The 24,355-nt window shown below is 63.4% G+C and carries 21 protein-coding genes and 1 pseudogene; 8 read left to right on the top strand and 14 right to left on the bottom strand.

Annotated elements, in window-relative coordinates:
• Positions 1 to 165: 165 nt before the first annotated feature.
• The 5 genes from EXN22_RS09930 to EXN22_RS09910 form a co-directional block, all read right to left on the bottom strand.
• The gene (locus EXN22_RS09930) at positions 166 to 975 is read right to left on the bottom strand and encodes an OmpA family protein (RefSeq protein WP_130263889.1); all 810 of its coding nucleotides are present in this window, start codon (positions 973 to 975) and stop codon (positions 166 to 168) included.
• A complete protein-coding gene (locus EXN22_RS09925) occupies positions 972 to 1,325 on the bottom strand; it encodes a DUF4398 domain-containing protein (RefSeq protein ID WP_130263888.1) in 354 nt (117 codons plus the stop codon). Before EXN22_RS09925 ends, EXN22_RS09930 begins: the two co-directional genes overlap by 4 nt.
• Positions 1,326 to 1,334: 9 nt before the next feature.
• Positions 1,335 to 2,108 carry a substrate-binding periplasmic protein gene (locus tag EXN22_RS09920; RefSeq protein ID WP_407691965.1) on the bottom strand — a complete coding sequence of 258 codons (774 nt, stop codon included), beginning with the start codon at positions 2,106 to 2,108 and terminating at the stop codon, positions 1,335 to 1,337.
• Between the two features lie 165 nt (positions 2,109 to 2,273).
• Positions 2,274 to 3,203: an electron transfer flavoprotein subunit alpha/FixB family protein gene (locus EXN22_RS09915; RefSeq protein WP_130263886.1), complete on the bottom strand. Its 930-nt coding sequence runs from the start codon at positions 3,201 to 3,203 to the stop codon at positions 2,274 to 2,276.
• On the bottom strand, positions 3,204 to 3,953 hold the full coding sequence (locus EXN22_RS09910) for an electron transfer flavoprotein subunit beta/FixA family protein (protein ID WP_010224703.1): 750 nt from the start codon (positions 3,951 to 3,953) through the stop codon (positions 3,204 to 3,206). It abuts the gene before it with no gap.
• A 544-nt stretch (positions 3,954 to 4,497) separates the two neighbouring features.
• On the opposite strand from EXN22_RS09910, the gene EXN22_RS09905 reads away from it, so the two are divergent.
• Positions 4,498 to 6,162: an electron transfer flavoprotein-ubiquinone oxidoreductase gene (locus EXN22_RS09905; protein WP_130263885.1), complete on the top strand. Its 1,665-nt coding sequence runs from the start codon at positions 4,498 to 4,500 to the stop codon at positions 6,160 to 6,162.
• A 63-nt stretch (positions 6,163 to 6,225) separates the two neighbouring features.
• On the opposite strand, the gene EXN22_RS09900 is transcribed toward EXN22_RS09905, so the two are convergent.
• From EXN22_RS09900 to EXN22_RS09880, 5 genes are all read right to left on the bottom strand, one after another.
• Positions 6,226 to 6,627 (bottom strand): type II toxin-antitoxin system MqsA family antitoxin, encoded by a 402-nt coding sequence (locus EXN22_RS09900; protein ID WP_130263884.1) that lies wholly within the window; start codon positions 6,625 to 6,627, stop codon positions 6,226 to 6,228.
• 2 nt (positions 6,628 to 6,629) lie between these two features.
• Positions 6,630 to 6,926, bottom strand: coding sequence for a type II toxin-antitoxin system MqsR family toxin (locus tag EXN22_RS09895; RefSeq protein ID WP_130263883.1), 297 nt, complete (start codon positions 6,924 to 6,926; stop codon positions 6,630 to 6,632).
• 115 nt (positions 6,927 to 7,041) lie between these two features.
• Entirely contained in the window at positions 7,042 to 8,352 is a 1,311-nt protein-coding gene (locus EXN22_RS09890) for an MFS transporter (protein ID WP_130263882.1), read from the bottom strand.
• Positions 8,353 to 8,447: 95 nt separating this feature from the next.
• Positions 8,448 to 8,933, bottom strand: coding sequence for a histidine kinase (locus EXN22_RS09885; protein ID WP_130263881.1), 486 nt, complete (start codon positions 8,931 to 8,933; stop codon positions 8,448 to 8,450).
• Between the two features lie 173 nt (positions 8,934 to 9,106).
• On the bottom strand, positions 9,107 to 9,586 hold the full coding sequence (locus EXN22_RS09880) for a sigma-70 family RNA polymerase sigma factor (protein ID WP_130263880.1): 480 nt from the start codon (positions 9,584 to 9,586) through the stop codon (positions 9,107 to 9,109).
• Between the two features lie 227 nt (positions 9,587 to 9,813).
• Here EXN22_RS09880 and EXN22_RS09875 point away from each other — a divergent pair, with 227 nt between their 5' ends.
• From EXN22_RS09875 to EXN22_RS09865, 3 genes and pseudogenes are all read left to right on the top strand, one after another.
• Positions 9,814 to 10,992, top strand: coding sequence for an efflux RND transporter periplasmic adaptor subunit (locus EXN22_RS09875; protein WP_130263879.1), 1,179 nt, complete (start codon positions 9,814 to 9,816; stop codon positions 10,990 to 10,992).
• On the top strand, positions 10,993 to 12,960 hold the full coding sequence (locus EXN22_RS09870; protein ID WP_130263878.1) for a MacB family efflux pump subunit: 1,968 nt from the start codon (positions 10,993 to 10,995) through the stop codon (positions 12,958 to 12,960).
• 3 nt (positions 12,961 to 12,963) lie between these two features.
• Positions 12,964 to 14,381: pseudogene (locus EXN22_RS09865) on the top strand (efflux transporter outer membrane subunit).
• Between the two features lie 62 nt (positions 14,382 to 14,443).
• On the opposite strand, the gene pvdP reads toward EXN22_RS09865, so the two are convergent.
• Complete coding sequence (gene pvdP, locus EXN22_RS09860; protein ID WP_130263877.1) at positions 14,444 to 16,066, bottom strand: pyoverdine maturation tyrosinase PvdP; 1,623 nt, start codon at positions 16,064 to 16,066, stop codon at positions 14,444 to 14,446.
• Between the two features lie 144 nt (positions 16,067 to 16,210).
• Between pvdP and EXN22_RS09855 the strand changes: the two genes are divergently transcribed.
• Positions 16,211 to 17,182 carry a siderophore-interacting protein gene (locus tag EXN22_RS09855; RefSeq protein ID WP_130263876.1) on the top strand — a complete coding sequence of 324 codons (972 nt, stop codon included), beginning with the start codon at positions 16,211 to 16,213 and terminating at the stop codon, positions 17,180 to 17,182.
• Between the two features lie 51 nt (positions 17,183 to 17,233).
• On the opposite strand, the gene EXN22_RS09850 is transcribed toward EXN22_RS09855, so the two are convergent.
• From EXN22_RS09850 to EXN22_RS09840, 3 genes are all read right to left on the bottom strand, one after another.
• A complete protein-coding gene (locus EXN22_RS09850; protein WP_130263875.1) occupies positions 17,234 to 18,643 on the bottom strand; it encodes an aspartate aminotransferase family protein in 1,410 nt (469 codons plus the stop codon).
• A gap of 162 nt (positions 18,644 to 18,805) precedes the next feature.
• Entirely contained in the window at positions 18,806 to 20,128 is a 1,323-nt protein-coding gene (locus EXN22_RS09845) for an ATP-binding protein (RefSeq protein ID WP_130263874.1), read from the bottom strand.
• Positions 20,125 to 20,808, bottom strand: a complete 684-nt coding sequence (locus EXN22_RS09840) for a response regulator (RefSeq protein WP_130263873.1) — start codon at positions 20,806 to 20,808, stop codon at positions 20,125 to 20,127. Before EXN22_RS09840 ends, EXN22_RS09845 begins: the two co-directional genes overlap by 4 nt.
• Before the next feature lie 175 nt (positions 20,809 to 20,983).
• Here EXN22_RS09840 and dsbD point away from each other — a divergent pair, with 175 nt between their 5' ends.
• Genes dsbD through dsbG form a run of 3 tightly spaced genes read left to right on the top strand, consistent with a single transcriptional unit; the run spans position 20,984 to position 24,293 of the window.
• A complete protein-coding gene (dsbD, locus tag EXN22_RS09835; protein ID WP_130263872.1) occupies positions 20,984 to 22,687 on the top strand; it encodes a protein-disulfide reductase DsbD in 1,704 nt (567 codons plus the stop codon).
• Positions 22,687 to 23,544, top strand: coding sequence for a TlpA disulfide reductase family protein (locus tag EXN22_RS09830; protein ID WP_130263871.1), 858 nt, complete (start codon positions 22,687 to 22,689; stop codon positions 23,542 to 23,544). Before dsbD ends, EXN22_RS09830 begins: the two co-directional genes overlap by 1 nt.
• Complete coding sequence (gene dsbG, locus EXN22_RS09825; RefSeq protein WP_130263870.1) at positions 23,529 to 24,293, top strand: thiol:disulfide interchange protein DsbG; 765 nt, start codon at positions 23,529 to 23,531, stop codon at positions 24,291 to 24,293. The genes EXN22_RS09830 and dsbG overlap by 16 nt, the downstream gene beginning before the upstream one ends.
• Positions 24,294 to 24,355 lie beyond the last annotated feature (62 nt).

Here is a 24,355-nt window from a genome sequence, read left to right as displayed (position 1 = left end):
CAAGCAAGAATACCGGAACAGTTGCAAAGTGTACTGGGACAGATTGCAGAATAGTCGACAATACAGTTGCGTGACAAAGGCTGCGACAAGCCATTTGTCACCACCAGACTATCGCCCATAAAAAAACCCGGAGCCATGCAGCCTCCGGGCTTCTTCATCTATTACTCAGCGTGCGGCGCCAAGCTTGCCTTTTTCGTCCGAGAAGACGATCTCGACCCGGCGGTTTTGCGCCCTGCCCCGCTCCGAGGCGTTGGCCTCAACCGGATACTGGTCGCCATAACCTTCGACCTGGATGCGCTTTTCATCGACACCCAGATCGATCAGCAGGTCCGCCACTGCCTGCGCCCGATCCCGGGACAACTTGAGGTTGTCTTCCGGCGCACCGGTGCTGTCGGTGTAGCCCTCGATCCGCACGATCCGCTTGGGGTTAAGCTGGAGGAACTGCACCAACTTGAGCACGGTGCGGCTGGCGGAGTTCTTCAGCTCCGCATGCCCGGTATCGAACAGCACGTCGCCCAGGGTCATGACCAGGCCACGGTCGCTCTGTTCGGTGGCCAGGCTGACGATCTGTGCTTCTAGCCACTTGCCCTGCTGCTGCACACTGGCAAGCTTGGCCTCGCGCAAGGCCAGTTGCAGGCGCTGACGCTCAAGCTCGAGCTTGGCCAGCCGCTCCTGATTGAGCACCAGGTTGCTGTGCTCACGGGCGATGTCGCTGTAGCGCTGACTCAGGTAGGCGTAGTGGCGCACATCGGCACCAGTGCCCAGGTAGCTGGACAGGCGCTCGGCCCGGGCCAGGGATTCACCGGCACGGATCACGTCACGCGGCGCGCTGCGCAACACATCGGAGTCATCCTTTACCGCCTCGAACTTGGCCGTAGCCTCATCCAGCGCCGTCTCGCTACGCTGGCTGGCGCAGCCCTGCAGGCCGGCAACAGCGATCAACAACAGTGCCGCCAAAGGTTTGATCGAACTCACCGCTGCTCTCCCAACTGTTTACGCAGGCGATTGACCCGCGACTGCAGCAAGTCCAGCTGCTCCTTGCTTTTGACCGTCAGCACCCGCGCCTCGGCCAGGCGCGCATCCAGCTCAGCCTGTTCGGCGCGCATGCGCGCATCGCGGAAGGATTCGCTGGCCATGTTGGTGCGGGCCCGGGCCAGCTTGTCTTCAGCCAGCTTCAGCTCTGCCACCTCGTCGGTGGCGCCCACCGCCCTGGCCTGCTCCAGCGCCTGTTCGGACAGGCGCAGCTGTTCATTGGGGGCCGGATCGTTGGCGCACCCGGCCAGGGCCAGCAATGCCAGAACGGCGAATAGTGAATGAGTTCTCACGCAATTTTCCTACTGTTTAGGGGCATCCAGCGGCGCCTGCATCTGCACTTTCCAGTGCTCGACATTCCGTTGCAGCACCGCCTGGGACACGCCGGAGGCCGGCAATTCTGTCAGCTTTTTTGCCAGTTGTCCGCGCAACCAGGCGTCATTGCACGCTGAATTATGCGACAGCGCCAGGTACAGGCCCGGACGATCAAGGGGCAAGCCACGGGCAATCAGCTCATTGCTCATACCCAGGGTCTGAGCCATGGCCATGCCGGCGTAGCGGCCAGCCAGTACATAGTCGACCTGGCCGAGCAGCAACTTCTGGAAAGCCTGGGTCAGGTTCTGCGCAGGCGCAAGCTTCAACTGACTCTTGGCGTAAGCGGTAAACTCGGGGGTCATGCGCGCCTTTTCCGACACGCTGCCCTGATGTTCATGCAGGTCCGCCAGGGTGTTGTAGACCATTGGCGAATCATGACGGGTCCAGACCACATACTCGTTGCTCAGCAACGAGGGGTGAACGAAGTCGACCGTGGTCAACTCGGCCACCGCGAAGGGTGAATCGATCAGCAGGTCGACACGCCCACTGCGCACCTCTTCCAGCGCCTGGCTACGACTGCCGCTGTCGAGCACTTCAACCTTCAGGCCCAACTCGCCGGCAACCTGCTTGAACAGGTCGACGTTGGCGCCCATCAGGTGCTTGGGGTCTTGCGGGTCACGCCATGAGTATGGCGGCGCATCAGGGCTGCCGGTAGCCACCAGCCGCTCGCACTTCCCCACCGCCCAGGCGTGCAACGGCATCAGTACCGTAGCGAACACCAATGCCGTGCTAATCCGGCCACGCCATCCCATGCAACGACTCCCCAACTGTTACCCTCAATGAAAAAGCCCGGTCCGTCCGGGCTGTGCAAGGCGGGCCTGCACAGCCCGGACGGACCGGGCTCTTTTATAAGTGAAGCGGCTGGATTAAACCAGCTTCTCCAGCTCAGGGATGGCTTCGAACAGGTCAGCCACCAGGCCGTAGTCGGCCACCTGGAAGATCGGCGCTTCTTCGTCCTTGTTGATCGCAACGATCACTTTGGAGTCTTTCATGCCGGCCAGGTGCTGGATCGCGCCGGAAATACCGACGGCGATATACAGCTGAGGCGCAACGATCTTGCCGGTCTGACCGACCTGCATGTCGTTGGGTACGAAACCTGCGTCGACCGCAGCGCGCGAAGCGCCAACAGCAGCGCCGAGCTTGTCGGCCAGGGCGTACAGGTGCTTGAAGTTGTCACCGTTCTGCATGCCGCGGCCGCCGGAAACGACGATCTTGGCAGCGGTCAGCTCAGGACGGTCGGACTTGGCCAGCTCTTCGCCAACGAACGCCGACTTGCCCGCATCGTGAGCAGCAGCGACGGCTTCAACGGCTGCCGAACCACCCTCGGCGGCAACGGCGTCAAAGCCGGTGGCGCGCACGGTGATGACCTTGACGGCAGCGTTCGATTGCACGGTGGCAATGGCGTTGCCGGCGTAGATCGGACGCTTGAAGGTGTCAGCCGATTCGACCGAAATGATTTCGGAGATCTGGTCGACGTCCAGCAGTGCGGCAACGCGCGGCAGGATGTTCTTGCCGTTGGAGGTGGCAGGTGCCAGGACGTGGCTATAGCCCTTGCCCAGCTCGGCTACCAGCGGAGCGACGTTCTCTGGCAGTTGGTGAGCGTAGGCGGCGTTGTCGGCAACCAAGACCTTGGCAACGCCGGCGATCTTGGCAGCAGCTTCAGCGACGCCACCGACGCTTGCGCCTGCGACCAGTACATGGATGTCGCCACCGATCTTGGCGGCAGCAGCAACAGTGTTCAGGGTGGCCGGGGCAACGGCACCGTTTTCGTGTTCAGCGATAACCAGGATAGTCATTTAGATTACCTTCGCCTCGTTCTTCAGTTTCTCGACCAGTTCAGCAACCGACTTGACCTTGATACCGGCGCTGCGGGCAGCCGGCGCTTCGACTTTCAGGGTCTTGTTGGTAGAGGCGGTGGAAACGCCCAACGCGTCTGGAGTAACGGTCTCCAGCGGCTTCTTCTTGGCCTTCATGATGTTCGGCAGCGACGCGTAGCGTGGCTCGTTCAGGCGCAGGTCGGTGGTGACGATGGCGGGCAGGTTCAGCGCAACGGTCTGCAGGCCGCCGTCGATTTCGCGGGTGACGTTGACCTTGTCACCTGCCACTTCGACCTTGGAGGCGAAGGTGCCCTGGGCGTAGCCGCTCAGCGCAGCCAGCATCTGGCCAGTCTGGTTGTTGTCGCTGTCGATGGCTTGCTTGCCAAGGATCACCAACTGCGGTTGCTCTTTGTCGACCACTGCCTTGAGCAGCTTGGCCACGGCCAGCGAAGTCAGCTCTTCAGCCGACTCGACCAGGATGGCGCGGTCGGCACCCAGTGCCAGGGCAGTACGCAGTTGCTCCTGGGCAGTGGCCGGGCCGACGGTAACGACGACGATTTCGCTCGCAACACCCTTCTCTTTCAGGCGTACGGCTTCTTCTACGGCGATTTCGCAGAAGGGGTTCATGGACATCTTGACGTTAGCAAGGTCTACGCCGGAGTTGTCCGCCTTGACGCGAACCTTGACGTTATAGTCGACCACTCGTTTGACAGCTACAAGAACCTTCATGGATTCCTCGTTACTCTCCGGTGAAAAGAATGTCGCCTGGGGCAAACCCGGCGATTGCGCGTGGGTACAAGGGCACCTCTAAAAACGATCACAGGCGGACGAATTTAACCCTGACCCAGCAGTCTCGATTCGGCCTGTCAGTTGCAAAACCCGTGGGTCATAATTTGTCGTGGCGTGTAAACTCCACTACAAAGCGGGTTGTGGCGTAACTGCCCTGCTTTTCGCCTGGTTTTTAGGGGTGCTCCTGCATCCGACGGTCAGCCTACGGCGAGCGCAAAACCGCTCGTATCTTGACCGTAACGCCCAATCCGGTCAATACGGCAAACCGGTCAGCTTCACGCCGCGCTTCTTTGATTTTACTGGCCTGCGGCAAATTCAAACAAACGTTTGTATTGGACCCCGCGAGTGGTGTAGATATAATGCGCGGCCAAGAGAAAGCGGTGTAGTCCGTCATCGCTCGAGCTACAGCCCGAGCGTCTGAAAAATGACCGCCTGACACCCGCCAATAAAGAAAAACCGATGAGCCTTGAGTAGGAGAGAACCTGTGGAACGCGAATACATGGAATTCGACGTGGTCATTGTCGGCGCTGGCCCGGCTGGCCTGTCCGCCGCCTGCCGACTGAAGCAGAAGGCCGCCGAAGCCGGTAACGAAATCAGCGTCTGCGTGGTCGAGAAAGGCTCGGAAGTCGGCGCCCACATCCTCTCCGGTGCGGTGTTCGAACCGCGCGCCCTGAACGAACTGTTCCCGGACTGGAAAGAACTCGGCGCCCCGCTCAACACCGAAGTCAAACGCGACGACATCTACGTGCTCAAGGATGCTGGCAGCTCGATCAAGGTCCCTGACCTGTTCGTGCCCAAGACCATGCACAACGAAGGCAACTACATCATCTCGCTGGGCAACCTGTGCCGCTGGCTGGCCCAGCAAGCCGAGAACCTGGGCGTGGAGATCTACCCAGGCTTCGCGGCCCAGGAAGCGCTGTTCGACGAAAACGGCGTGGTCCGCGGGATCATCACTGGCGATCTGGGTGTCGACCGTGAAGGCAACCCCAAGGAAGGCCTGTACACCCCGGGCATGGAATTGCGTGGCAAGTACACCCTGTTCGCCGAAGGCTGCCGTGGCCACATCGGCAAGCAACTGATCAAGCGCTTCAACCTCGACAGCGAATCCGACGTTCAGCACTACGGCATCGGCCTGAAAGAAATCTGGGAGATCGATCCGGCCAAGCACGAGCAAGGCCTGGTGGTGCACACCGCCGGCTGGCCGCTGGATGTAATGAGCGCCGAGAACACCGGTGGCTCGTTCCTTTATCACCTGGAAAACAATCAGGTGGTGGTCGGCCTGATCGTTGACCTGTCCTACAGCAACGCCTACCTGTCGCCGTTCGATGAGTTCCAGCGCCTGAAACACCACCCGGTGATCAGCAAGTACCTCGACGGCGGCAAGCGCATCAGCTACGGCGCCCGCGCCATCTGCAAAGGCGGCCTGAACTCGCTGCCGAAGATGGTCTTCAACGGCGGCGCACTGATCGGTTGCGACCTCGGCACCCTGAACTTCGCCAAGATCAAGGGCAGCCACACCGCAATGAAGTCCGGCATGCTCGCCGCTGAAGCGGTGGCCGATGCCCTGCTGGCCGGTAGCGAAGGCGGCGACCAGCTCAACAGCTATGTCGACGCGTTCAAGGCCAGCTGGCTGCATGAAGAACTGTTCGCCAGCCGTAACTTCGGCCCGGCGATGCACAAGTTCGGGCCGATCTTTGGTGCGGCATTCAACTACGTTGACCAGAACTGGTTCGGCGGCAAGCTGCCATTCACCCTGCACGACACCAAGCCGGACTATGCCTGCCTCAAGCTTGCAGCCGACTCGAAGAAAATCGACTACCCCAAACCCGATGGCAAGCTGAGCTTCGACAAGCTGAGCTCGGTGTTCCTCTCCAGCACCAACCATGAAGAAGAGCAACCGTGCCACCTCAAACTCACCGACCCGAGCATCCCGATCGGCAGCAACCTGCCGCTGTACGACGAGCCCGCCCAGCGCTACTGCCCGGCCGGCGTGTACGAAGTGGTGACACAAGAGGACGGCAACAAGCGCTTCCAGATCAACGCCCAGAACTGTGTGCACTGCAAGACCTGTGACATCAAGGACCCTGCGCAGAACATCACCTGGGTCACCCCGGAAGGCGCCGGCGGCCCGACTTACCCGAACATGTAAGTCAGCCCGGCGCTAAACAAAAGCCCCCAGGCCTATCCGGCCAGGGGGCTTTTTTATTCGTGATCAGGCTGTCCTGACTTCTTCGAACAGCTCGGGGTGCCGATCCAGCAGCTTGAGCAATTTGACCAGGGCCACAGGAGGCTTGGTTTTGCCGTTTTCGTAACGGGAAAATGCATTGACCCCACCGCCGAATATTTCTGCGGCTTCACGCTGATCGAGCGCCAGTTTCTTGCGCACCGTGGCAATGAACTGCGGATCGACCGTCGCCGCATTGACCTGCCGATTGAACGCCAGCATGGCTGCACTGACGCGCCGGGACTCCAGGTCGCCGAGCACCCGTTCGTCACAGGCCGGGCAAAAATCTCCAGTGACGTCGGTCACCCGTGTTGTCTCACCCTTGTAGGTATACGACAGGTCACGAGTACCACTCACCAACTCGGCCGCGCCACAAACCGGACATTTCATCCTCACAACTCCTTGAAGGAAACGATGGGCACATCATCGATTACCGTCAGTTTCAGGTAGACCCGCCCGAAGCAGGTGCTGGGACGGTAAACGTCTTGCCAGATTCGATGATCCGCCTGCGTGGTCATGCTCTTGTGAAAATCCCTGCTGTCCAGGGCATGAACCACCTCAAGCATCAGATCGAAATCCAGGCCCAACGCTGCAGCATCCGCAAGCGCAGAGCCTGTCGAGCGAACCCGACCGGCCTCAAGCAGCGCCCTGACTTTTGAAAGCCTGCAATGAGGCGTGCCTTTCTCCATGAGCGAATTAACCTATTAGGTTTAATTTGGCAAGTAGGTTAATCCATTTGCCGTGCTATGGAGTCTGCCCCAACAACGCCTCGTCAGTGGGAAACGATTGTCACAGCGGATGAACTCAGCAACGCACCGCCTCATCCTCGAAAGCCGTCGCCTCCCGCGCACCGAAATACATCGCCGTCAGCAAGCCAACCGCCCCCATGATCAGACAGAAGCCCACGCATACCCACGGGCTCCACGGCATCAGGGCGATCAGCAGCAACGGGGTGGTGCTCGCCCACAAGGCGTAGGCAATGTTGTAGGTAAAGGAAATGCCCGACACGCGGATCTGCGCCGGGAACAACCCGACCATCACCGACGGCACCACCCCCACTACCCCGCATGCCAGGCCGGCCAGCGCGTAGGCCACGCCGGTCCAGCCCCAGCCAGCCACCAGGCTGGCGTACAACCCGGCGATGCCCAAGGGCAGCAACAGGCTGTAGATCATCAGCGCCCGCCAGGCACCGATGCGGTCGACCAGCAAGCCTGCCAGCACACAGCCGATGTTGAGGAAAACGATACCCATGCTGCTCAAGGCGAAGGTGTGCCCGGCGCTCATGCCAAACCGCTGCTGCATCACTGTCGGCGTGATGACCACCAGCACCACCACTGCCGAGGTCAGCACGCAGGTGAGCAAGGCTGCAGGCATCAATGCGCGGCGATGTTCGCGCAAGACAGTGCGCAAGGGAAAGGCCGGCGGCTGATTGCGCTGCTCGCGCAAGGCGAGAAACACCGGCGTCTCGCTCAACCAGCGGCGCAACCACACACCGATCACGCCAAACACCCCGCCGAGCAGAAACGGGTAACGCCAGGCGTAGTCGAGGATCTCCTGCGGGCTGTATAGCTGTGCAAGCGCCGTGGCAGTCAAGGCGCCCAGCAGATAGCCGAACGTCAGCCCTGCCTGCAGGAAGCCCAGGGCGTAACCTCGGCGCCCGGGCGGGGCGTGTTCGGCGACGAAGGTCCAGGCGCTTGGCACCTCGCCCCCGACCGCCGCCCCCTGGAGGATGCGTAGAGCCAGGAGGATCAGCGGTGCTGCGTAGCCGATCTCGGCGTAGGTAGGCATCACCCCGATCAGCAGGCACGGCAAGGCCATCATCAGGATGCTCAGGCTGAACACCCGCTTGCGCCCCAGGTGGTCGGCAAAATGCGCCATCAGGATGCCGCCCAGGGGCCGCGCCAGGTACCCGGTGACGAAAATTCCGAAGCTCTGCAGCAGGCGCAGCCATTCAGGCATCTGTGGCGGGAAGAACAACTGGCTCAGGGTCAGGGCGAAGAACACGAAGATGATGAAATCGTAGATTTCCAGTGCCCCGCCCAGCGCCGCCAGGCTCAGGGTTTTGTGGTCGCTGCGCGACAGCTGCAGAGGGCGCGCAGGGTCAATGGCCGTCATAGAGGTATCCGCAAATGATCGAGTGCCCGCGCGACGAGCGCGCCAAGGCCAACGCACGAGCATAGCAAAGCCACCCCGCTACACCCAGCGTGGTTTCAGGACGGGCGGCAAAACGCCGTCTGGGTGAAATCCATGCGCCGCGGGGTGTAATGCTGCTTGACCGTACGCTCAGGAATTCCTGGCAAGTGCCCCAACACATAGGGCGAATCGATGATGCTCATGAACGACTGGATGGTCTCGTTATCCGGGACCTTGGGCAGACTGACATTCACCGCTCGACGCTGGTTGTCGGGAATGGAGGGGATTTTCAGATGTTGTGATTCGTAGAGCAAGGCATGCTGGATCAGCGGGTTGACCCGGCAGAAACGCTCCAGATCGACACCGGCATGGCTGGCCAGGTCGATGTTGCCCAACAGCAGGTTGAACGGTAACAGCGCGCTCTGCACCAGGCGCTGCAGGTCTTCGAAGCTCTCGACCGGGGCGATGCGGTAATAGCCCATGGCATTGAGCATCCGTTCCAGTTGCAGTAGCTGCATCGGGTGCTCGTCGGCAATCAGAATCCGCAGCGATTTGTTAGGCATCGTCTATGACCAAGGCTGACAGCGTTAGAGACGTTCCTTGACCATACTGCGCCAGATCATCAATTGCAGGCTATTGGCGGGCACTTCGCCAGATGAAGGGTCTTTACTGATAGTTGTCGGGAAATCGACATAAATCAAGCGCCACCACTACGAATTTTTCACACGGCCTGTGCCTATTGCGACTCCCAGTCGCGCAGGCGCAACCGGCAATGTTTCATGGCGTTGACAATGTGCTTCTCTACCAGGCTGCGGGAAATGCCCAGGCGCTCGGCGATCTGCGCGTGCGACAGGCCGTCGAGCTTGCGCAGCAGGAAGCTCTCGCGACAGGGCTGGCTGAGCTCGGCCAGCGCCCCCTGCATCAGTTCCAGGCGCTGGTTCAGGTCCATGCTCTGGGACGGCGCCGGAGAAAAGAAGCGCTCGTCGCTGTCGAGCACCTCCAAGGGTTCGGCCTGGCGCAACAGGCCACGCCGATGGCCATCGATCACCAGGTTCAGCGCGGTACGGTAGAGGAAGGCGCGCGGGTGCTCGATGTCATTGCCGCTGCTGCGCTCAAGTACGCGAATGTAGGCATCGTGGGCAACGTCTTCGGCTGCCTGCCGGTTACCCAGGCGGGCACAGAGAAAACTCACCAGTTCGCGATAGTAGTTTTCCAACACAACACCTGGCCGCGACATCTGCGGGGGTTCCCTGATTCGTGGTTGAGCGGATCTGAATGATGGCAGTATGCAATAATACAAATTATAATTATTCTCAGCAAGATCAGACCTTGATAGCGGTAAATTCCACGGCACCCACCTCGTATACCTGGGAGCCTCCCGTGTCTGCCGCACCTGCTCGGCAGTGAGTCGTCACGGGCCACTCCATCTGGCTGGAAACCTGCATGAAACGCTCATCGAACACTCGTCGCCTGCTGCTCTGCGGCCTGGGCCTGCTCAGCCTGGGCGCCCTGCTCGCCTGGAAAACCCTGCCCGCCGGTGGCGATTCGATGAGTACCGTCAGCGTCACCCGTGGCGATATCGAAAGCAGCGTCACCGCCCTGGGCACCTTGCAGCCGCGGCGCTATGTGGACGTCGGCGCTCAGGCTTCCGGACAGATTCGCAAGTTGCATGTAGAGGTCGGCGATCAGGTCAAGGAAGGTCAGTTGCTGGTTGAGATCGACCCTTCCACGCAACAGGCAAAACTTGATGCCGGGCGCTTTTCGATCGACAACCTCATGGCCCAGCTCGCTGAACAGCAAGCCCAATACCAGTTGGCGCAACAGCAGTACAAACGTCAAAGCAACCTTGCCGCAGGTGGCGCGACGCGCGAGGAAGACGTGCAAAGCGCCCAGGCCCAACTCAAGGTCACCCAGGCACGGATCGACATGTACCGGGCGCAGATCCGCCAGGCCCAGGCGAGCCTGCGCAGTGACGAAGCCGAGTTGGGTTACACGCGTATTTATGCGCCGATGTCCGGCACTGTGGTGGCCGTCGACGCCCGTGAAGGCCAGACCCTCAATGCCCAGCAGCAAACGCCGCTGATCCTGCGTATCGCCAAATTGTCGCCGATGACGGTCTGGGCACAGGTTTCGGAGGCCGACATCGGCCAGGTCAAACCCGGCATGAATGCCTACTTCACCACCCTGGCCGGCGGCAAGCGGCGCTGGACCAGCAGCGTGCGGCAGATTCTGCCGGTACCCCCCAAGCCCCTCGACCAGACCAGCCAGGGCGGCGGCAGCCCGGCCAGTGCCAGTGGTAGCGGGGCCAGCAGCAAGGTGGTGCTGTACACCGTGCTGCTGGACGTCGACAACCCGGACAACGCGCTGATGGCCGAGATGACCACTCAGGTGTTTTTTGTCGCCGGACGCGCCAGCCAGGTCCTGACCGTGCCGGTGGCGGCGCTCGACGAAGATGCCAGCAACCAGGACCTGCGCATCGCCCAGGTGCTCGACAGCAACGGCAAGGTCGACCAGCGCCAGGTGCGTACCGGCCTGAGCGACCGCTTGCGGGTGCAGGTGCTCGACGGCCTGGCCGAGGGCGAGCGCCTGTTGATCGGCGCGCCTGCCGCAAGCGGGGGTTGAATGTCCACGCCCCTGATTGAACTGCGCGATATCCGCAAGTCCTATGGTGGCCTCGACACCCCCAAGGTCGAGGTGGTACGCGGTATCAGCCTGGCCATTCACCCCGGTGAGTTCGTGGCCATAGTTGGCGCCTCTGGCTCCGGCAAATCGACGCTGATGAACATCCTCGGCTGCCTGGACCGCCCCACCTCAGGGGCCTATTACTTCGCCGGCAAGGACGTTGCCGAGCTCGACAGCGACGAGTTGGCCTGGCTGCGCCGCGAGGCCTTCGGCTTCGTGTTCCAGGGTTATCACCTGATCGCCTCGGGCTCGGCCCAGGAAAACGTCGAGATGCCGGCCATCTATGCCGGCACCCCTGCCGCCGAACGCCATGCCCGTGCCGCCGCCCTGCTCGAGCGCCTGGGCCTGGCCAGCCGCACCGGCAACCGTCCCCATCAATTGTCTGGCGGCCAACAGCAACGGGTGTCGATTGCCCGCGCCCTGATGAACGGCGGGCATATCATCCTCGCGGATGAGCCCACCGGGGCGCTGGACAGCCAGAGCGGCGCCGAGGTCATGGCCCTGCTCGACGAGTTGGCCAGCCAGGGCCATGTGGTGATCCTGATTACGCACGACCGTGAAGTCGCGGCGCGGGCCAACCGGGTCATCGAGATTCGCGACGGCCTGGTGCTCAGCGATTCGGCCGCCCAACAGCTCGAGGCACCGCCACCGGTACCCGGTTTACGGGCCGAAGACCTGCGGCAACGCCTGGGCCTGGGCGCAACCGCCAGCGGCGCCTGGAAAGGCGAACTGGTCGAAGCCCTGCAAGCGGCATGGCGAATCATGTGGATCAACCGCTTTCGCACTGCCCTGACCTTGCTCGGCATCGTCATAGGCGTGGCCTCGGTGGTGGTCATGCTGGCGGTCGGCGAGGGCAGCAAGCGCCAGGTCATGGCACAGATGGCCGCCTTCGGCTCGAACATTCTCTATTTGAGCGGCAGTGCGCCCACCTTGCGCGAACCTGCCGGGGTCATCACCCTCGATGACGTCGCCGCAGTTTCCAGCCTGCCCCAGGTGAAGATGATCATGCCGGTGATCGGCAATAGCCTGATGGTGCGCTATGGCAACAACAACCAGCAGTTCTATGTCGGCGGCAACAACACGCACTTCTCAGAGATCTTCAACTGGCCGGTGATCGAGGGCAGCTTCTTCACCGAAGCCGACGAACGCAGCGCGGCAGCGGTGGCAGTCATTGGGCAGAAAGTGCGCGAGAAATTGTTTGGCACCAACAACAACCCCATCGGCCAATACATCCTGGTTGAAAACGTACCCTTCCAGGTGGTCGGCATACTCGCGGGCAAAGGCGCCAGTTCCGGCGACCAGGACAGCGACGAGCGCATCGTGGTGCCCTACACCGCCGCGGCCATTCGCCTGTTCGGCAGCCGTGACCCGGAATACGTGACCATCGCCGCTGCCGACTCGCGACGCGTGGCCGATGCCGAGGCGGCCATCGACCGGCTGATGCGCAAGTTGCACCATGGCAAGCACGACTATGAACTGACCAACGATGCAGCGCTGATCCAGGCCGAGGCACGCACCCAGAACACCCTGTCGCTGATGCTCGGCTCGATCGCTGCGATCTCGTTGCTGGTCGGCGGCATCGGGGTGATGAACATCATGTTGATGACCGTACGCGAACGGACCCGCGAGATTGGCATTCGCATGGCCACCGGTGCCCGCCAGCGCGACATCCTGCGCCAGTTCCTCAGTGAAGCGGTGCTGCTGTCGATGGTCGGCGGAGTCACCGGCATTGCCGTGGCCTTGCTGATCGGCGGCGTCCTGCTGCTGGCCGATATCGCTGTCGCCTTCTCCCTGCCTGCCGTGCTTGGCGCATTTGCCTGCGCCGTGGTCACCGGGGTGGTGTTCGGCTTCATGCCTGCCCGCAAAGCCGCCCGCCTCGACCCGGTCAAAGCCCTTACCAGCGAATAAGCCATGAACCTGCCTTGCCGTCTCAGCGTGTTGTCCATCGGTGTCTTGCTTGCCGCCTGCAGCTCGACTGCCCCGCCCCTCAGAGCGGCTTGCTGGCGCCACCCCAGTGGCAAGGGCCTGCCGTCACCAGCGCGCTGCCCCAGGAGAACTGGTGGCTGCAATTCTCCAGCCCCAACCTGGACCGAATGATCGAGCAGGCCCGGCGCAACAGCTTCGACCTCGCCGCGGCCACCGCACGTGTACGCCAGGCCCAGGCCTCTGCGGTGATCGCCGGCGCGCCATTGTTGCCCGAGCTCAAGTTCGGCCTGGATGCCAGCCGCCAACGCCTGCTGCATGGCAACGGTTTCGATCAGCTCGATGCCAGCAGCCGCGAGCGCACCAGCACCTCGTTCGCCACCCGCTTGAGCGCAAGCTACGAAGTCGACTTCTGGGGGGGCAAAGCCGCTGCACGCGACAGCGCCTTGTTCAGCCTGGACGCCAGCCGTTTCGATCGCCAGACCGTTGAGCTGACCCTGCTCAGCGGTGTCGCCAACAGCTACCTGCAAGGCCTGGCCCTGAGCGAGCAAGTGCGTATCGCAAGGCTCAACCTGAGCAATGCCGAGGACGTCTTGCACCTGGTTGAAACCCGCTATCAATCCGGCTCGGCCACAGCCCTGGAACTGGCCCAGCAACGCAGCCTGGTGGCGGGCCAGCAGCGCCAGGTGCCGTTGTTCGAACAGCAATTGCGCGAAGCACGGATCACCCTGGCAACCCTGCTCGGTGAGCCCGTGCAGGCGTTGCCCGCCTTCGACGAATCACTCACCGGGCTGAACTGGCCGGCCATTGGTAGCGGGGTGCCGAGCGACCTGCTCAGCCGCCGCCCGGACATTGCCAGTGCCGAAGCCCGACTAGCTGCAGCCCAGGCCGATGTCCAGGTGGCCCGGGCAGCCATGCTGCCAAGCTTGACCCTGGGCGCCGACCTGGGCTCTGGCGCCGATACATTCGCGCAAATCCTGCGCAGCCCTTACTACACCTTGAGCGCCGGGCTCGCCGCGCCCATTTTCAACAACGGCCGCCTGCGCGCCGAACGCGACAAGGCCCGTGCCGAGCAGCAAGAGCTGCTGGAAAGCTATCGCGGCAGCATCGTCGCCGGGTTTGCCGATGTCGAGAAAGCGCTCAATGGCATCAGTGGCGTTGACCAGCAGCGCCAGGCCCAGGACCAGGAAGTGGTGCAGGCACGCATCGCCTTCGAGTTGTCCGAACGCCGCTACCAGGCCGGCGCCGAAACCCTGCTGACGGTCCTGGAAACCCAGCGCACCCTGTACCAGGCTCAAGACCAGCAGGTGCAACTGCGCCTGGCCCGGTTGCAGGGCAGCGTGGCCTTGTACAAAGCGCTGGGTGGCGGTTGGCAGGTGGGTAGGAGCGGGCTTGCCCCGCGATGATGCCTATTGCTCATCGCGGGGCAAGTCGGGTCGCCGCATCGCTGCTCCTACAAGGGTAACAATCAGGACGTAATCCCGCGCAACGACAGATGCCGCGCATACCACGGCCGCTGCGGCACCCGCCGCAGCAGGTCAGCGATCTTGTCGTCTTCGCCGAAGGTGATGCGCAGGGCCAGCTTCATGGTTTCCACATCCATCTCCACCGACTTGCCAGGGAACATCCCCGGCGTGGTGCTGCAACCGTGCGTGACCGCTCCCAGCCACGGGTCATCGACCTCGACCCAGCGCCCCGGAGCGAACCATGGCACGCCATTGACCTCAAGGCGCCGAACCTGCCCCGGGTGGTAGCGCTCATGGGCCCGGTACCAGTCGTCGATGCGATCATCGATCCAGCCATGAAAACCCCAGAACACCGGATTCACATGGGACGAGAACGGATCGCCGAGAAAATCATTTTGCACTTCGTACCAGCGCCCTGCAAAGTCGGCCGGATCACGGGCAAAAGGCACTGGCGCACCATTGACCGGGTCACGCGGCACCGAAGCCCAGCACATGTGCAACCAGTCGTGCAGGTTCATTTCCAGCTCCGAGCCGAACGTGCCGAGGCTCAGCTTCGACAGGTACAGCGGGTCCTGGTATTGCGACTCCCAGACCTGGAAGTTGCTGCAAAACGTCTCACCCGCCTTGATTGCCGACACCCACTGGCCATAGGCCTCATCGCCCGGCGCTTGCCAACCGGGTGGCACGCAGTAGCCGTCGTGATTGTCGTAATAGCGGGCAAAGCCCTGGCGATTGTGTTCAACGCTCGGTTGCGGCAAAGGGAAATGCGGCCACGACGGCAAGGGCTGCATCGAACGGGCCGTGCCGAGCATGTGCCGGTGCATGAACAGAAAGTCCACGCCCGAGCCGTTGCGATGCTTGCGCGGCCCACGGGCATCGCGCTCCTTGTCCCGCGGCCCCGGCTGCCAGCCCAGGCCACGCAAGGCACCGTGCTTCTCCGGCGACAGGTTGTGCCATTTGTCACGGGTCGCATGCCAGAGTTGATGGAACAAGCGGTGTTCGGCGCTGATCAGCCAGGCCTGCAACTGCGGGGTGTAGGGCAACCGCTCACGGGCCTCGGGGAACAGGCGCTTGAGCGCGACAAAGTGGCTGTCGAGCAGTGGCAAGGCCATGGAGCGATCCAGCGGCTGCAGGCGGCCACTGAGCGTGCCGCTGCCGGCGTTGGCAAAACTGCCCCAGACTTCGTCCAGGCTGGCAATGCACTCATAACCGGGGTTGCCCTGGGTGCTCAGCAGCCGCCAGCGTACCGTGGCGCTGGAGGCGCCCACCAGGTCACCCAGCACCCGATAGGCAGCCGGGCCGTCACCCCGCAGGACGCTTTCACGATCGACGTAACCACGCAGGCCACGGCCCTTGGTGGCAACGTCCAGGTACATCACCACGCCTTCGTTGGGCAAACCGGCCAGGCCGGCGTCGGCACCGGTAAAGCGCAGTTCCCAGACCCCGCGCAACTGATCCGCCAGATACTGGCCGGCCATATCGGCCAGCTCGACGCTGGCCTCGCCAGGGGTAACGATGTCGTCCTCGGGATCATGGGTCAGTTGCTTGTGCGCGTAATAGGCTGCCGGCACGGTCGCGCCCGCCACTGCCAGGCCTGCTATGAATCCTCGTCGCGAAATCGTCATCGTCCTACCCGTATCAGCCATGAAGCAGGCTTTATCCAAGCTAGGACGTATCGGCGCGGGGGAAATTTAACCTGCGCGGCCCTGGGCTAATTCAACAGCCCGCCCCTTCGTTTCCAAGGTATCCCCCTGTCAGAGGTACCGCCCATGTCCGCCTCCACTTCCCTGACCAACGCCTTGGGCAATGGTCTGCGCAAGCTGGTCGGCAAACCCGCCAAAGCCAGCGCCTACCGCGTGTTCGATGTGCAGCTCAAAGCCATCGTGCCGCTGAGCCCGTCACTCACACGGTTCGTGTTCGGTGGCGAGGATGTCGCGCAGATGCACACCCTGGCCGCCGACCAGCGCATCAAGATGTTCTTCCCCTCGGCAGATGGCCAGCCACCGCAGTTGCCCAAGGATGGCGCCTGGCAGGATGCCCGCCGGGCCCTGAGCGCCGAGCAGAGTCCGCCCATGCGCACCTATACCATTCGCCAACTGCGCCGCGAGGCGCGGGAGGTCGATGTCGACTTCGTCCTGCACGGCGTCAATGGCCCGGCCTCGGCCTGGGCGACCCAGGCCAGGATTGGCGATCGCCTGCAGATGGTCGCGCCGAACCTGGCCTACGACGGCGATCCGGGCGGCTACGAATGGCGCCCACCCAAAAATTTGCGCAACCTGCTGCTGATCGGCGACGAGACCGCCCTGCCCGCCATCGCCGGGATCCTCGAGCAACTGGCCAGGGATCTGCCGGCGGTACCGGTGCAAGCCTTCATCGAAGTCCCTGGCGAAGCCGATTGCCTTGAGCTTGCCTGCAGCCCGGCAACCCGACTCAACTGGTTGCCGCGCGATGTGCTGCATTGCACCCACGGCGAGGCGATGATCCATGCCAGCCGTGAGTTGGCACAGCTGCCGCCAACAACGGCCGGCGTAGGTCATGAGGTCAAACTGGAGGAGGTCGATATCGACCGGCAGATTCTCTGGGAGCTGGCCAAACCCGGCAACGGCGAGTTCTATGCCTGGATTGCCGGCGAGTCGGCCGCGGTGATGAACATCCGCCGCTACCTGATCAGCGAACGTGGACTGGACCGTAGTGCTTTGACCTTGATGGGTTACTGGCGCGCAGGACGAACCTTCGACTGAGCCACAGAAAAGCCCGGCGCAGTGCGCCGGGCTGGGGCCTGCCTTGAACCCTTACAGACTGGCAACCGCCGCCCGCACTGCCCGGGCAAAGCGTGCAGCAACTTCGTCAACCTGCTCGGCGGTGATGATCAGCGGCGGCAAAAAGCGCACCACCGCGCCCTGGCGACCACCCAGCTCGAGGATCAGGCCGCGCTTGAGGCATTCGCGCTGCACCAGCGGCGCCAGACGCGGACAGGCTTCGGGGTGGCCTTGGGCATCTATGGCGCCTGCCGGATCGACCAGCTCGACCCCCAGCATCAGGCCGCGGCCACGGATATCGCCCAACTGCGCGAACTCCTGCTGCAAGCGGCGCAAATGCCCGGCGAGCCGTTCACCCATGGCCTGGGCATGGGCGCACAGGTCATGTTCCTTGAGGTAGTTGATCACGGCCGAGCCCGCTGCCATGGCCATCTGATTGCCACGGAAGGTCCCGGCATGGGCGCCTGGCTGCCAGGTGTCGAGCCACTGCCGATACACCACCACCGCCAGCGGCAGGCTGCCGCCGATGGCCTTGGACAGCACCACCACGTCGGGGGTGATGCCGGCGTGCTCAAAGGCGAACATCTTGCCGGTGCGGGCGAAGCCACTCTGGATCTCGTCGATGATCAACGCCACCCCGGCCTTTTCGGTGATACGCCGCAGGCCGCGCAGCCATTCAATGTCGGCCGGGATCACGCCGCCCTCGCCCTGGACCACTTCGACGATCACCGCCGCCGGTAACTGCACGCCGCTTTCCGGGTCGCTGAGCAGGTTCTCCAGGTAGTGCAGGTTGACCTTCACCCCCGCTGCGCCGCCGAGCCCGAACGGGCAGCGGTAGTCATAAGGGTAAGGCAGGAACTGCACACCATTGGCGAGCAATGCGGCCAGAGGCTTTTTCGGCCCCAGGCTGCCCATCAGGCTCAGGGCACCCTGGGACATGCCGTGGTAGCCACCCTGAAACGACAGCACGGTGTTGCGCCCGGTGGCCGTGCGTACCAGTTTCAACGCGGCCTCCACCGCATCGGTGCCGGTCGGCCCGCAGAACTGGATCTTCGCTTCGTTGCGCAATGCATCCGGCAGCAGGCTGAACAGGTCCTGGACGAACCGGTCCTTGACCGGCGTGGTCAGGTCCAGGGTGTGCAGCGGCAGTTCATCGGCCAGTACCTGCTGGATCGCCTCGATCACCACCGGATGGTTGTGCCCCAGGGCCAAGGTGCCGGCACCGGCCAGGCAATCGATAAACTGGCGCCCTTCAACGTCCTCGACATAAATGCCACGGGCGCGCTTGAGCGCCAGCGGGATACGCCGCGGGTAGCTGCGGGCATTGGATTCCTGCTGTTTCTGCCGCGCCAGCAGCGGCGACTCATCGAACTGGTACAGTGTTTCAGCTGCGTCTGCTGACGACACCGGCAGGGCCTGGGCAAGGCTGATAGCGACTGACATCTGGGGAAACCCTCGCAAGCAAGCGGATGTGCCCGTCACGCGTCTGTCACCAGATGTGTGCGGGTTGTTATCGCTTGAAAAACGCTTCAGCGCCCCGCGGATTTAGCCGCGAGCCTGCTCTGCCAAGGTTTTTTTCAACGGCCCGGCGCAAGCGGACCGTCATCAAGGGGTTGCCCGCAGTGGAATATGCAAGAGCACCCGCAAGCCATCGCTGCGACTGTCAAAGCGCAAGCTGCCGGCGCAACGCTGGACAATCGCCTGCACGATCGCCAGGCCCAGTCCGCAACCGCCGCTCTGGCTGTTACGCCAGAAGCGTTCGGTGAGGTGTTCCAGGTCCTGTTCGGCAATGCCGGGGCCGTGATCGCGGACCATGAACGCAACACGATCCTGATCCATCTGCACCGCCAGTTCCACCGGCGCTGTGCCACGGGTATGGCGCAGAGCGTTGTCGAGCAAGTTGCGCAAGGCCGTCACCGCCAGTGGCGTGGGCATGCTCAGATAGACCTGGGCCGTACCCGGCGCCAGGTTCAGATCGATACGCCGGGCGTTGTCGATACCGGTGTCCTGGATCGCCTGGCGGGCGATCTGTTCAGCGCTGCACTGCAGGCCGTCCTCGAACGACAACCGGCCCTCCACCCGCGCCAGCAGCAACAGCTGCTCAAGGGTCCGGTGCAGGCGGTCAGCGCCCTGTTCGGCGTGCTCGAGGGCCTGTTCGCGCACCTCGCCGTCGGTCATGCGCGCCACCTGCAAGTGGGTCTTGATGGCGGTCAGCGGGCTGCGCAGTTCATGGGCGGCGTCATCGGTGAGACGGCGCTCACGCTCGAGGGTCTGGCCGATCCGCAGAAACAGCTGGTTCTGGGTGTCCAGCAAGGGTTGCAGCTCACTGGGCAGGCCGCGCACCTGCAGCGGCTCGAGGGCGTCGGGGCTGCGCCTGCGCAAGGCATCGCGCATCCGGTTCAGTGGCTCCAGGCCCTTGCCGACCCCCAGCCAGAGCAGGCCGAGGCTGCCGAGCAGGGCCATCAGTACCGGCGCCGAGGCTGCCAGCAGGATCGAGCGGTTCAGGGCTTCACGCTCCTGATGACGGTCGGCGGTGGTGATGCGTACATCGCCATGGGCATAGGTGAAACTGCGCCAGCGGGCACCGTCGATGGTCTGGTCGTGAAAACCGCTGCGCTGGTCATCGAGGGTCTGCTCATTGTTGTGACTGCGGGCGAGGATCTCGCCACGCAGCGAGCTGACCTGGCAGGCCATGCCGTCCACACTCAGTTGGTCGGCGCTCAGGCGTGTGCCCTCGCCCTTGCTCGACAACGGCTGCGGCAACTGGTCGACCAGGCCGGCCACCATACGCGCCGAGGCCACCAGGCGCTGGTCGAGGGAGAACATCATCTGCATGCGCAGATCACGCAGCATCCACGCCGCCGCCAGCACCCAGATGACGATGAAGGCGGTGCCCAGGATCAGGGTCAGGCGCAAACGCAAGGTCATGCTCGCGGCTCCGGCGGCACCTGCGCAGGCCCCAGGCGATAACCCAGGCCGCGCACCGTTTCGACGATACCGTTGCCCAGCTTGCGGCGCAGGTGATGGATATGCACATTCAGGGCATTGCTCTCGACCTCGTCGCCGAAGCCGTAGACGCTGTCCTTGAGCTGCTCGCTGGAGAGCACCCGGCCAGGGTTGTGCAGCAGCGCCTGCAACAGCGCCTGTTCACGCCGCGACAGGTCGACCGGCTGGCCAGCCAGGCAGGTTTCGCGGCTGCTGGGGTCGTAGCTCAGCGGGCCATGCTCGATGACATTGACCGCCCGCCCGGCGGCGCGGCGCAGCAAGGTGTGCAGGCGCGCCGCCAGCTCGCGCAGGTCGAAGGGCTTGAGCAGGTAATCGTCGCCTCCCGCCTGCAGGCCGTCGACCCGGTCGGTGACGGCATCGCGCGCGGTGAGGATCAGCACCGGCAAGGTCTGGCCCTGCTGGCGCAAGCGCTGCAACAGCTTGAGGCCGTCCTCGTCGGGCAGGCCCAGGTCGAGCACCATGACATCGAAACTTGCAGCCTGCAGCAAGGCCTGGGCCGCGCCAGCGCTGGCCACCCGGTCGACAGTCATGCCCTGGGCGCTCAGGCCGGCGCTGATGCCGCTGGCGATCAGGTCATCATCCTCGCAGAGCAGTACGTGCATGGTCGGGTCTCAATCATGAAAGGCATTATTCAAGCCCAGGCGGATTAACCCAGGATTATGCCGCGCCACGCCGCAGCCGTCGCGGCCTTGGCGACAGCCGTTGGCCGATTGGTTAACTTTCGGTTAATCGGGCTGGGCCAAGCTTTGCCTTTCATCGCATTGCCAAGGCTTCGACATGCGCGCTTTTCTGTTTGCCCTGATGTTCCTGCTAAGCGGCCTGAGCCAGGCCAACCCCTTTGCCCAGAGCGATTTCCTGCCGGTGAACAAGGCCTTCGTCTTCACTAGCGAACGCCTCGACTCCGGGCAGATGCGCCTGCACTGGCAGATTACCGATGGCTACTACCTGTACCAGAAGCGGCTTAAGTTCGATGGCCTGGCGCCCGATCAGCACCCCCAGTTGCCCGCTGCCCTGCCTCACAGTGACGAGTATTTTGGTGAAACCCAGGTGTACCGCGGCGAGCTGGAGCTGATCCTGCCGGCCAGCGCCAGCGGTGAACTGCGCATGGGCTGGCAGGGCTGCGCCGATGCCGGCTTGTGCTATCCACCCCAAACCAGCCCGGTCAGCCTGGGCGGCAATGCCGTCGATACCCAGGCCAGCGATCAGGCCCTGGCCGGTGGCCTGCAGCAGTCCAACCTGGCCTGGAGCCTGCTGGCGTTCCTCGGCCTGGGCCTGCTGCTGGCGTTCACCCCTTGCTCGCTGCCCATGTTGCCGATTCTCGCAGGCCTGGTGCTGGGCAGTGGTGCCAGCACCCGCCGTGGCTGGCTGCTGGCCAGCGTGTATGTCCTGAGCATGGCCCTGGTGTATGCCGCGCTGGGGGTGGTCGCGGCGCTGCTGGGCGCAAGTTTCCAGGCCTGGCTGCAGCAACCCTGGCTGCTGGGCTCCCTGGCCGGCCTGTTCGTGCTGCTGGCACTGCCGATGTTCGGCGCCTTCGAACTGCAACTTCCGGTATGGCTGCGTGACCGCCTGGAGCGCGCCGGCCACGGCACCCGCGGTGGCAACCTGTATGGTGCGGCGGTGCTCGGCGCCTTGTCGGGCCTGTTGATGGGCCCGTGCATGACCGCGCCGCTGGCCGGTGCGCTGTTGTATATCGCCCAGAGCGGCAATGCCGTGCAAGGCGGCCTGGTGCTGTTCACCCTGGGCCTGGGCATGGGCTTGCCGCTGCTGTTGCTGGTGACCCTGGGCAATCGCTACCTGCCGCGCCCGGGTGCCTGGATGAACCGGGTCAAGGGCCTGTTCGGTTTCGTGTTCCTGGCCATGGCGCTCTATACCTTGCGCGCCGTACTCGAGCCTTCGTTGTGGCTGGGGCTTGCCGGTGCCTGGCTGATCGCCCTGGCCTGGGCCGCGTGGCCCGCCTTGCAGGCACTGCGGCCGTTGCGGGCGATGTCGCTGCTGGTGGGGTTCTGGGGCAGCCTGTTGATCGTCGGCGCCGCCGCTGGCGGCGATGACCCGTGGCAACCACTGCAACCGTTCATCGCCGGCAGTGGCGCGGCCCCGCTTGCCGCACACCGCGACGCCTTCACCACGGTCAGCCAGCCGGCCGACCTGCAGCGTGAATTGGAAGCGGCCAAGGCCCAAGGCCAGTGGGTCATGCTCGACTACTATGCCGACTGGTGCGTGTCGTGCAAGGTCATGGAGAAACAGGTGTTCGCCCGCGCCGATGTCCTGGCGGCACTGGACGGCGTACGTTTGCTGCGCCTGGATGTCACCGCCGATAGCGCCGCCAGCCGTGAACTGCTGCAGCGCTACCAGGTGCCGGGCCCGCCCAGCCTGATCTGGATCGGCCCGGAAGGCAGCGAACGCCGAGGCCAGCGTATCACCGGCGAAATCGATGCTGTGAGCTTCCTGCAACACTGGACCGCCACACGGAGCCAAGGCTGATGCTGACTGTCTCGCTCGGACCGCTGACCATGGCCCTCAGCCACCTGCTGTTGATCTGCGCCCTTACCCTGGCCAGCCTGGTCGGCTGGCGGGTGGCCAAGCGCGGCGGCGACAACCCGGAGTCGGTGCTGTTCGGCCTGTTTTTGCTTGGCCTGCTCAGCGCCCGCCTGGGCTTTGTCATCCGTTACTGGTCGATGTACCGCGAAGACCTGGTGCAGATCATTGACCTGCGCGACGGCGGCTTCCTGCTGTGGCCGGCACTGCTGGCGGTTGCCCTCGGCGCCCTCGCCCAGGGTTATCGGCGCCCGACCATGCGCCGGCCACTGGCCTGGGGCCTGTTGAGCGGCGGCCTGTTCTGGTTGCTCGGCAGCCTGGCCAGCCACCTGTATGACCAGGGCACGCAACTGCCCGAGATGAGCTTGCGCAAGGCCAGCGGTCAGGCCGTGCAACTTGGCGAGTATCGTGGCAAGCCGCTGGTGATCAACCTCTGGGCGACCTGGTGCCCACCGTGCCGACGGGAGATGCCAGTGTTGCAACAAGCCCAGAGCGACTACCCGGACATCACCTTCCTGTTCGTCAACCAGGGCGAGGCGCCACAAACCGTAGTGACCTTTCTTGCCACTACCGGCCTGAACCTGTCCCACGTGCTGTTCGACAGCGGCGGCCAGCTGGCACAAAAGGTCGGCTCCATGGCCCTGCCCACCACCCTGTTCTATAACTCCGAGGGCCGCCTGGTTGGCAGCCACCTGGGCGAGCTGTCGCGGGCCAGCCTCAGCCACGCCCTGCAATCCTTCGAGCGCCCACCCGCGCCTTCCGCCCCCTCCCCCACAAGGAACGTCGCATGCGATCTGTGCTGAAACTACCGCTCACCCTTGCCTTGGGCCTGCTAACCAGTCAGGTGGTGGTGGCTGAAGAGCTGCCCAAGGCGATCCAGCAGATGGAAGCCAAAGGCGCGAAAATCAAAGGCAGCTTCGACGCCCCCGATGGCCTGCGTGGCTATGCTGCCGAGTACCAGAACCGTGGCCTGGCGCTGTACCTGACGGCCGATGGCAAGCATGTGCTGGTGGGCAGCCTGTTCGACGAGCAGGGCAAGGACCTGAGCCAGGCGCCGCTGGAAAAACTGGTGTATGCGCCGATGGCCAAGGAAGTCTGGGCGAAGATGGAAAAGACCGCCTGGATTGCCGACGGCAAGGCCAATGCACCAAGAATTGTCTACTTGTTCAGCGACCCCAATTGCCCGTACTGCAACATGTTCTGGCAGCAGGCGCGGCCTTGGGTTGAATCGGGCAAGGTGCAATTGCGCCATATCATGGTCGGCATCATCCGCGAAGACAGCCCCGGAAAATCCGCCGCGCTGCTGGCCAGCAATGACCCGGCCAAGGCGCTGGCACAACACGAAAAAGCCGGCAAGGCCAGCACCCTCAAGGCCCTGGACAAGATTCCCGAAGCGGTGCAAGCCAAGCTCGACGCCAACCTTGCGACCATGGAGGAGCTCGGCCTGTCAGCAACGCCGGCAATCTTCTACCTGGACGAGCAGCAGCAACTGCAAACCCAGCAGGGCGCCCCACGACCGGAGCTGCTGGGCAAGATCCTCGGCAAGCGTTAAGCCACCGGCTGATGTAACAACAGGGCGATCACGGCGTCTGGAGGATATCTGCCCCATCCACC

Source organism: Pseudomonas tructae (assembly GCF_004214895.1).
Lineage (GTDB): Bacteria > Pseudomonadota > Gammaproteobacteria > Pseudomonadales > Pseudomonadaceae > Aquipseudomonas > Aquipseudomonas tructae.
This window is presented reverse-complemented; position numbering and strand designations above follow the sequence as displayed.

What these genes read in the sequence shown, in the direction of transcription:
- EXN22_RS09920 (WP_407691965.1), bottom strand. Translation starts at nt 2,108, where the DNA reads ATGCCGTTGCACGCCTGGGCGGTGGGGAAGTGCGAGCGGCTGGTGGCT.
- EXN22_RS09915 (WP_130263886.1), bottom strand. Translation starts at nt 3,203, where the DNA reads ATGACTATCCTGGTTATCGCTGAACACGAAAACGGTGCCGTTGCCCCG.
- EXN22_RS09910 (WP_010224703.1), bottom strand. Translation starts at nt 3,953, where the DNA reads ATGAAGGTTCTTGTAGCTGTCAAACGAGTGGTCGACTATAACGTCAAG.
- EXN22_RS09900 (WP_130263884.1), bottom strand. Translation starts at nt 6,627, where the DNA reads ATGAAATGTCCGGTTTGTGGCGCGGCCGAGTTGGTGAGTGGTACTCGT.
- EXN22_RS09895 (WP_130263883.1), bottom strand. Translation starts at nt 6,926, where the DNA reads ATGGAGAAAGGCACGCCTCATTGCAGGCTTTCAAAAGTCAGGGCGCTG.
- EXN22_RS09890 (WP_130263882.1), bottom strand. Translation starts at nt 8,352, where the DNA reads ATGACGGCCATTGACCCTGCGCGCCCTCTGCAGCTGTCGCGCAGCGAC.
- EXN22_RS09885 (WP_130263881.1), bottom strand. Translation starts at nt 8,933, where the DNA reads ATGCCTAACAAATCGCTGCGGATTCTGATTGCCGACGAGCACCCGATG.
- EXN22_RS09875 (WP_130263879.1), top strand. Translation starts at nt 9,814, where the DNA reads ATGAAACGCTCATCGAACACTCGTCGCCTGCTGCTCTGCGGCCTGGGC.
- EXN22_RS09870 (WP_130263878.1), top strand. Translation starts at nt 10,993, where the DNA reads ATGTCCACGCCCCTGATTGAACTGCGCGATATCCGCAAGTCCTATGGT.
- pvdP (WP_130263877.1), bottom strand. Translation starts at nt 16,066, where the DNA reads ATGACGATTTCGCGACGAGGATTCATAGCAGGCCTGGCAGTGGCGGGC.
- EXN22_RS09855 (WP_130263876.1), top strand. Translation starts at nt 16,211, where the DNA reads ATGTCCGCCTCCACTTCCCTGACCAACGCCTTGGGCAATGGTCTGCGC.
- EXN22_RS09850 (WP_130263875.1), bottom strand. Translation starts at nt 18,643, where the DNA reads ATGTCAGTCGCTATCAGCCTTGCCCAGGCCCTGCCGGTGTCGTCAGCA.
- EXN22_RS09845 (WP_130263874.1), bottom strand. Translation starts at nt 20,128, where the DNA reads ATGACCTTGCGTTTGCGCCTGACCCTGATCCTGGGCACCGCCTTCATC.
- EXN22_RS09840 (WP_130263873.1), bottom strand. Translation starts at nt 20,808, where the DNA reads ATGCACGTACTGCTCTGCGAGGATGATGACCTGATCGCCAGCGGCATC.
- dsbD (WP_130263872.1), top strand. Translation starts at nt 20,984, where the DNA reads ATGCGCGCTTTTCTGTTTGCCCTGATGTTCCTGCTAAGCGGCCTGAGC.
- EXN22_RS09830 (WP_130263871.1), top strand. Translation starts at nt 22,687, where the DNA reads ATGCTGACTGTCTCGCTCGGACCGCTGACCATGGCCCTCAGCCACCTG.
- dsbG (WP_130263870.1), top strand. Translation starts at nt 23,529, where the DNA reads ATGCGATCTGTGCTGAAACTACCGCTCACCCTTGCCTTGGGCCTGCTA.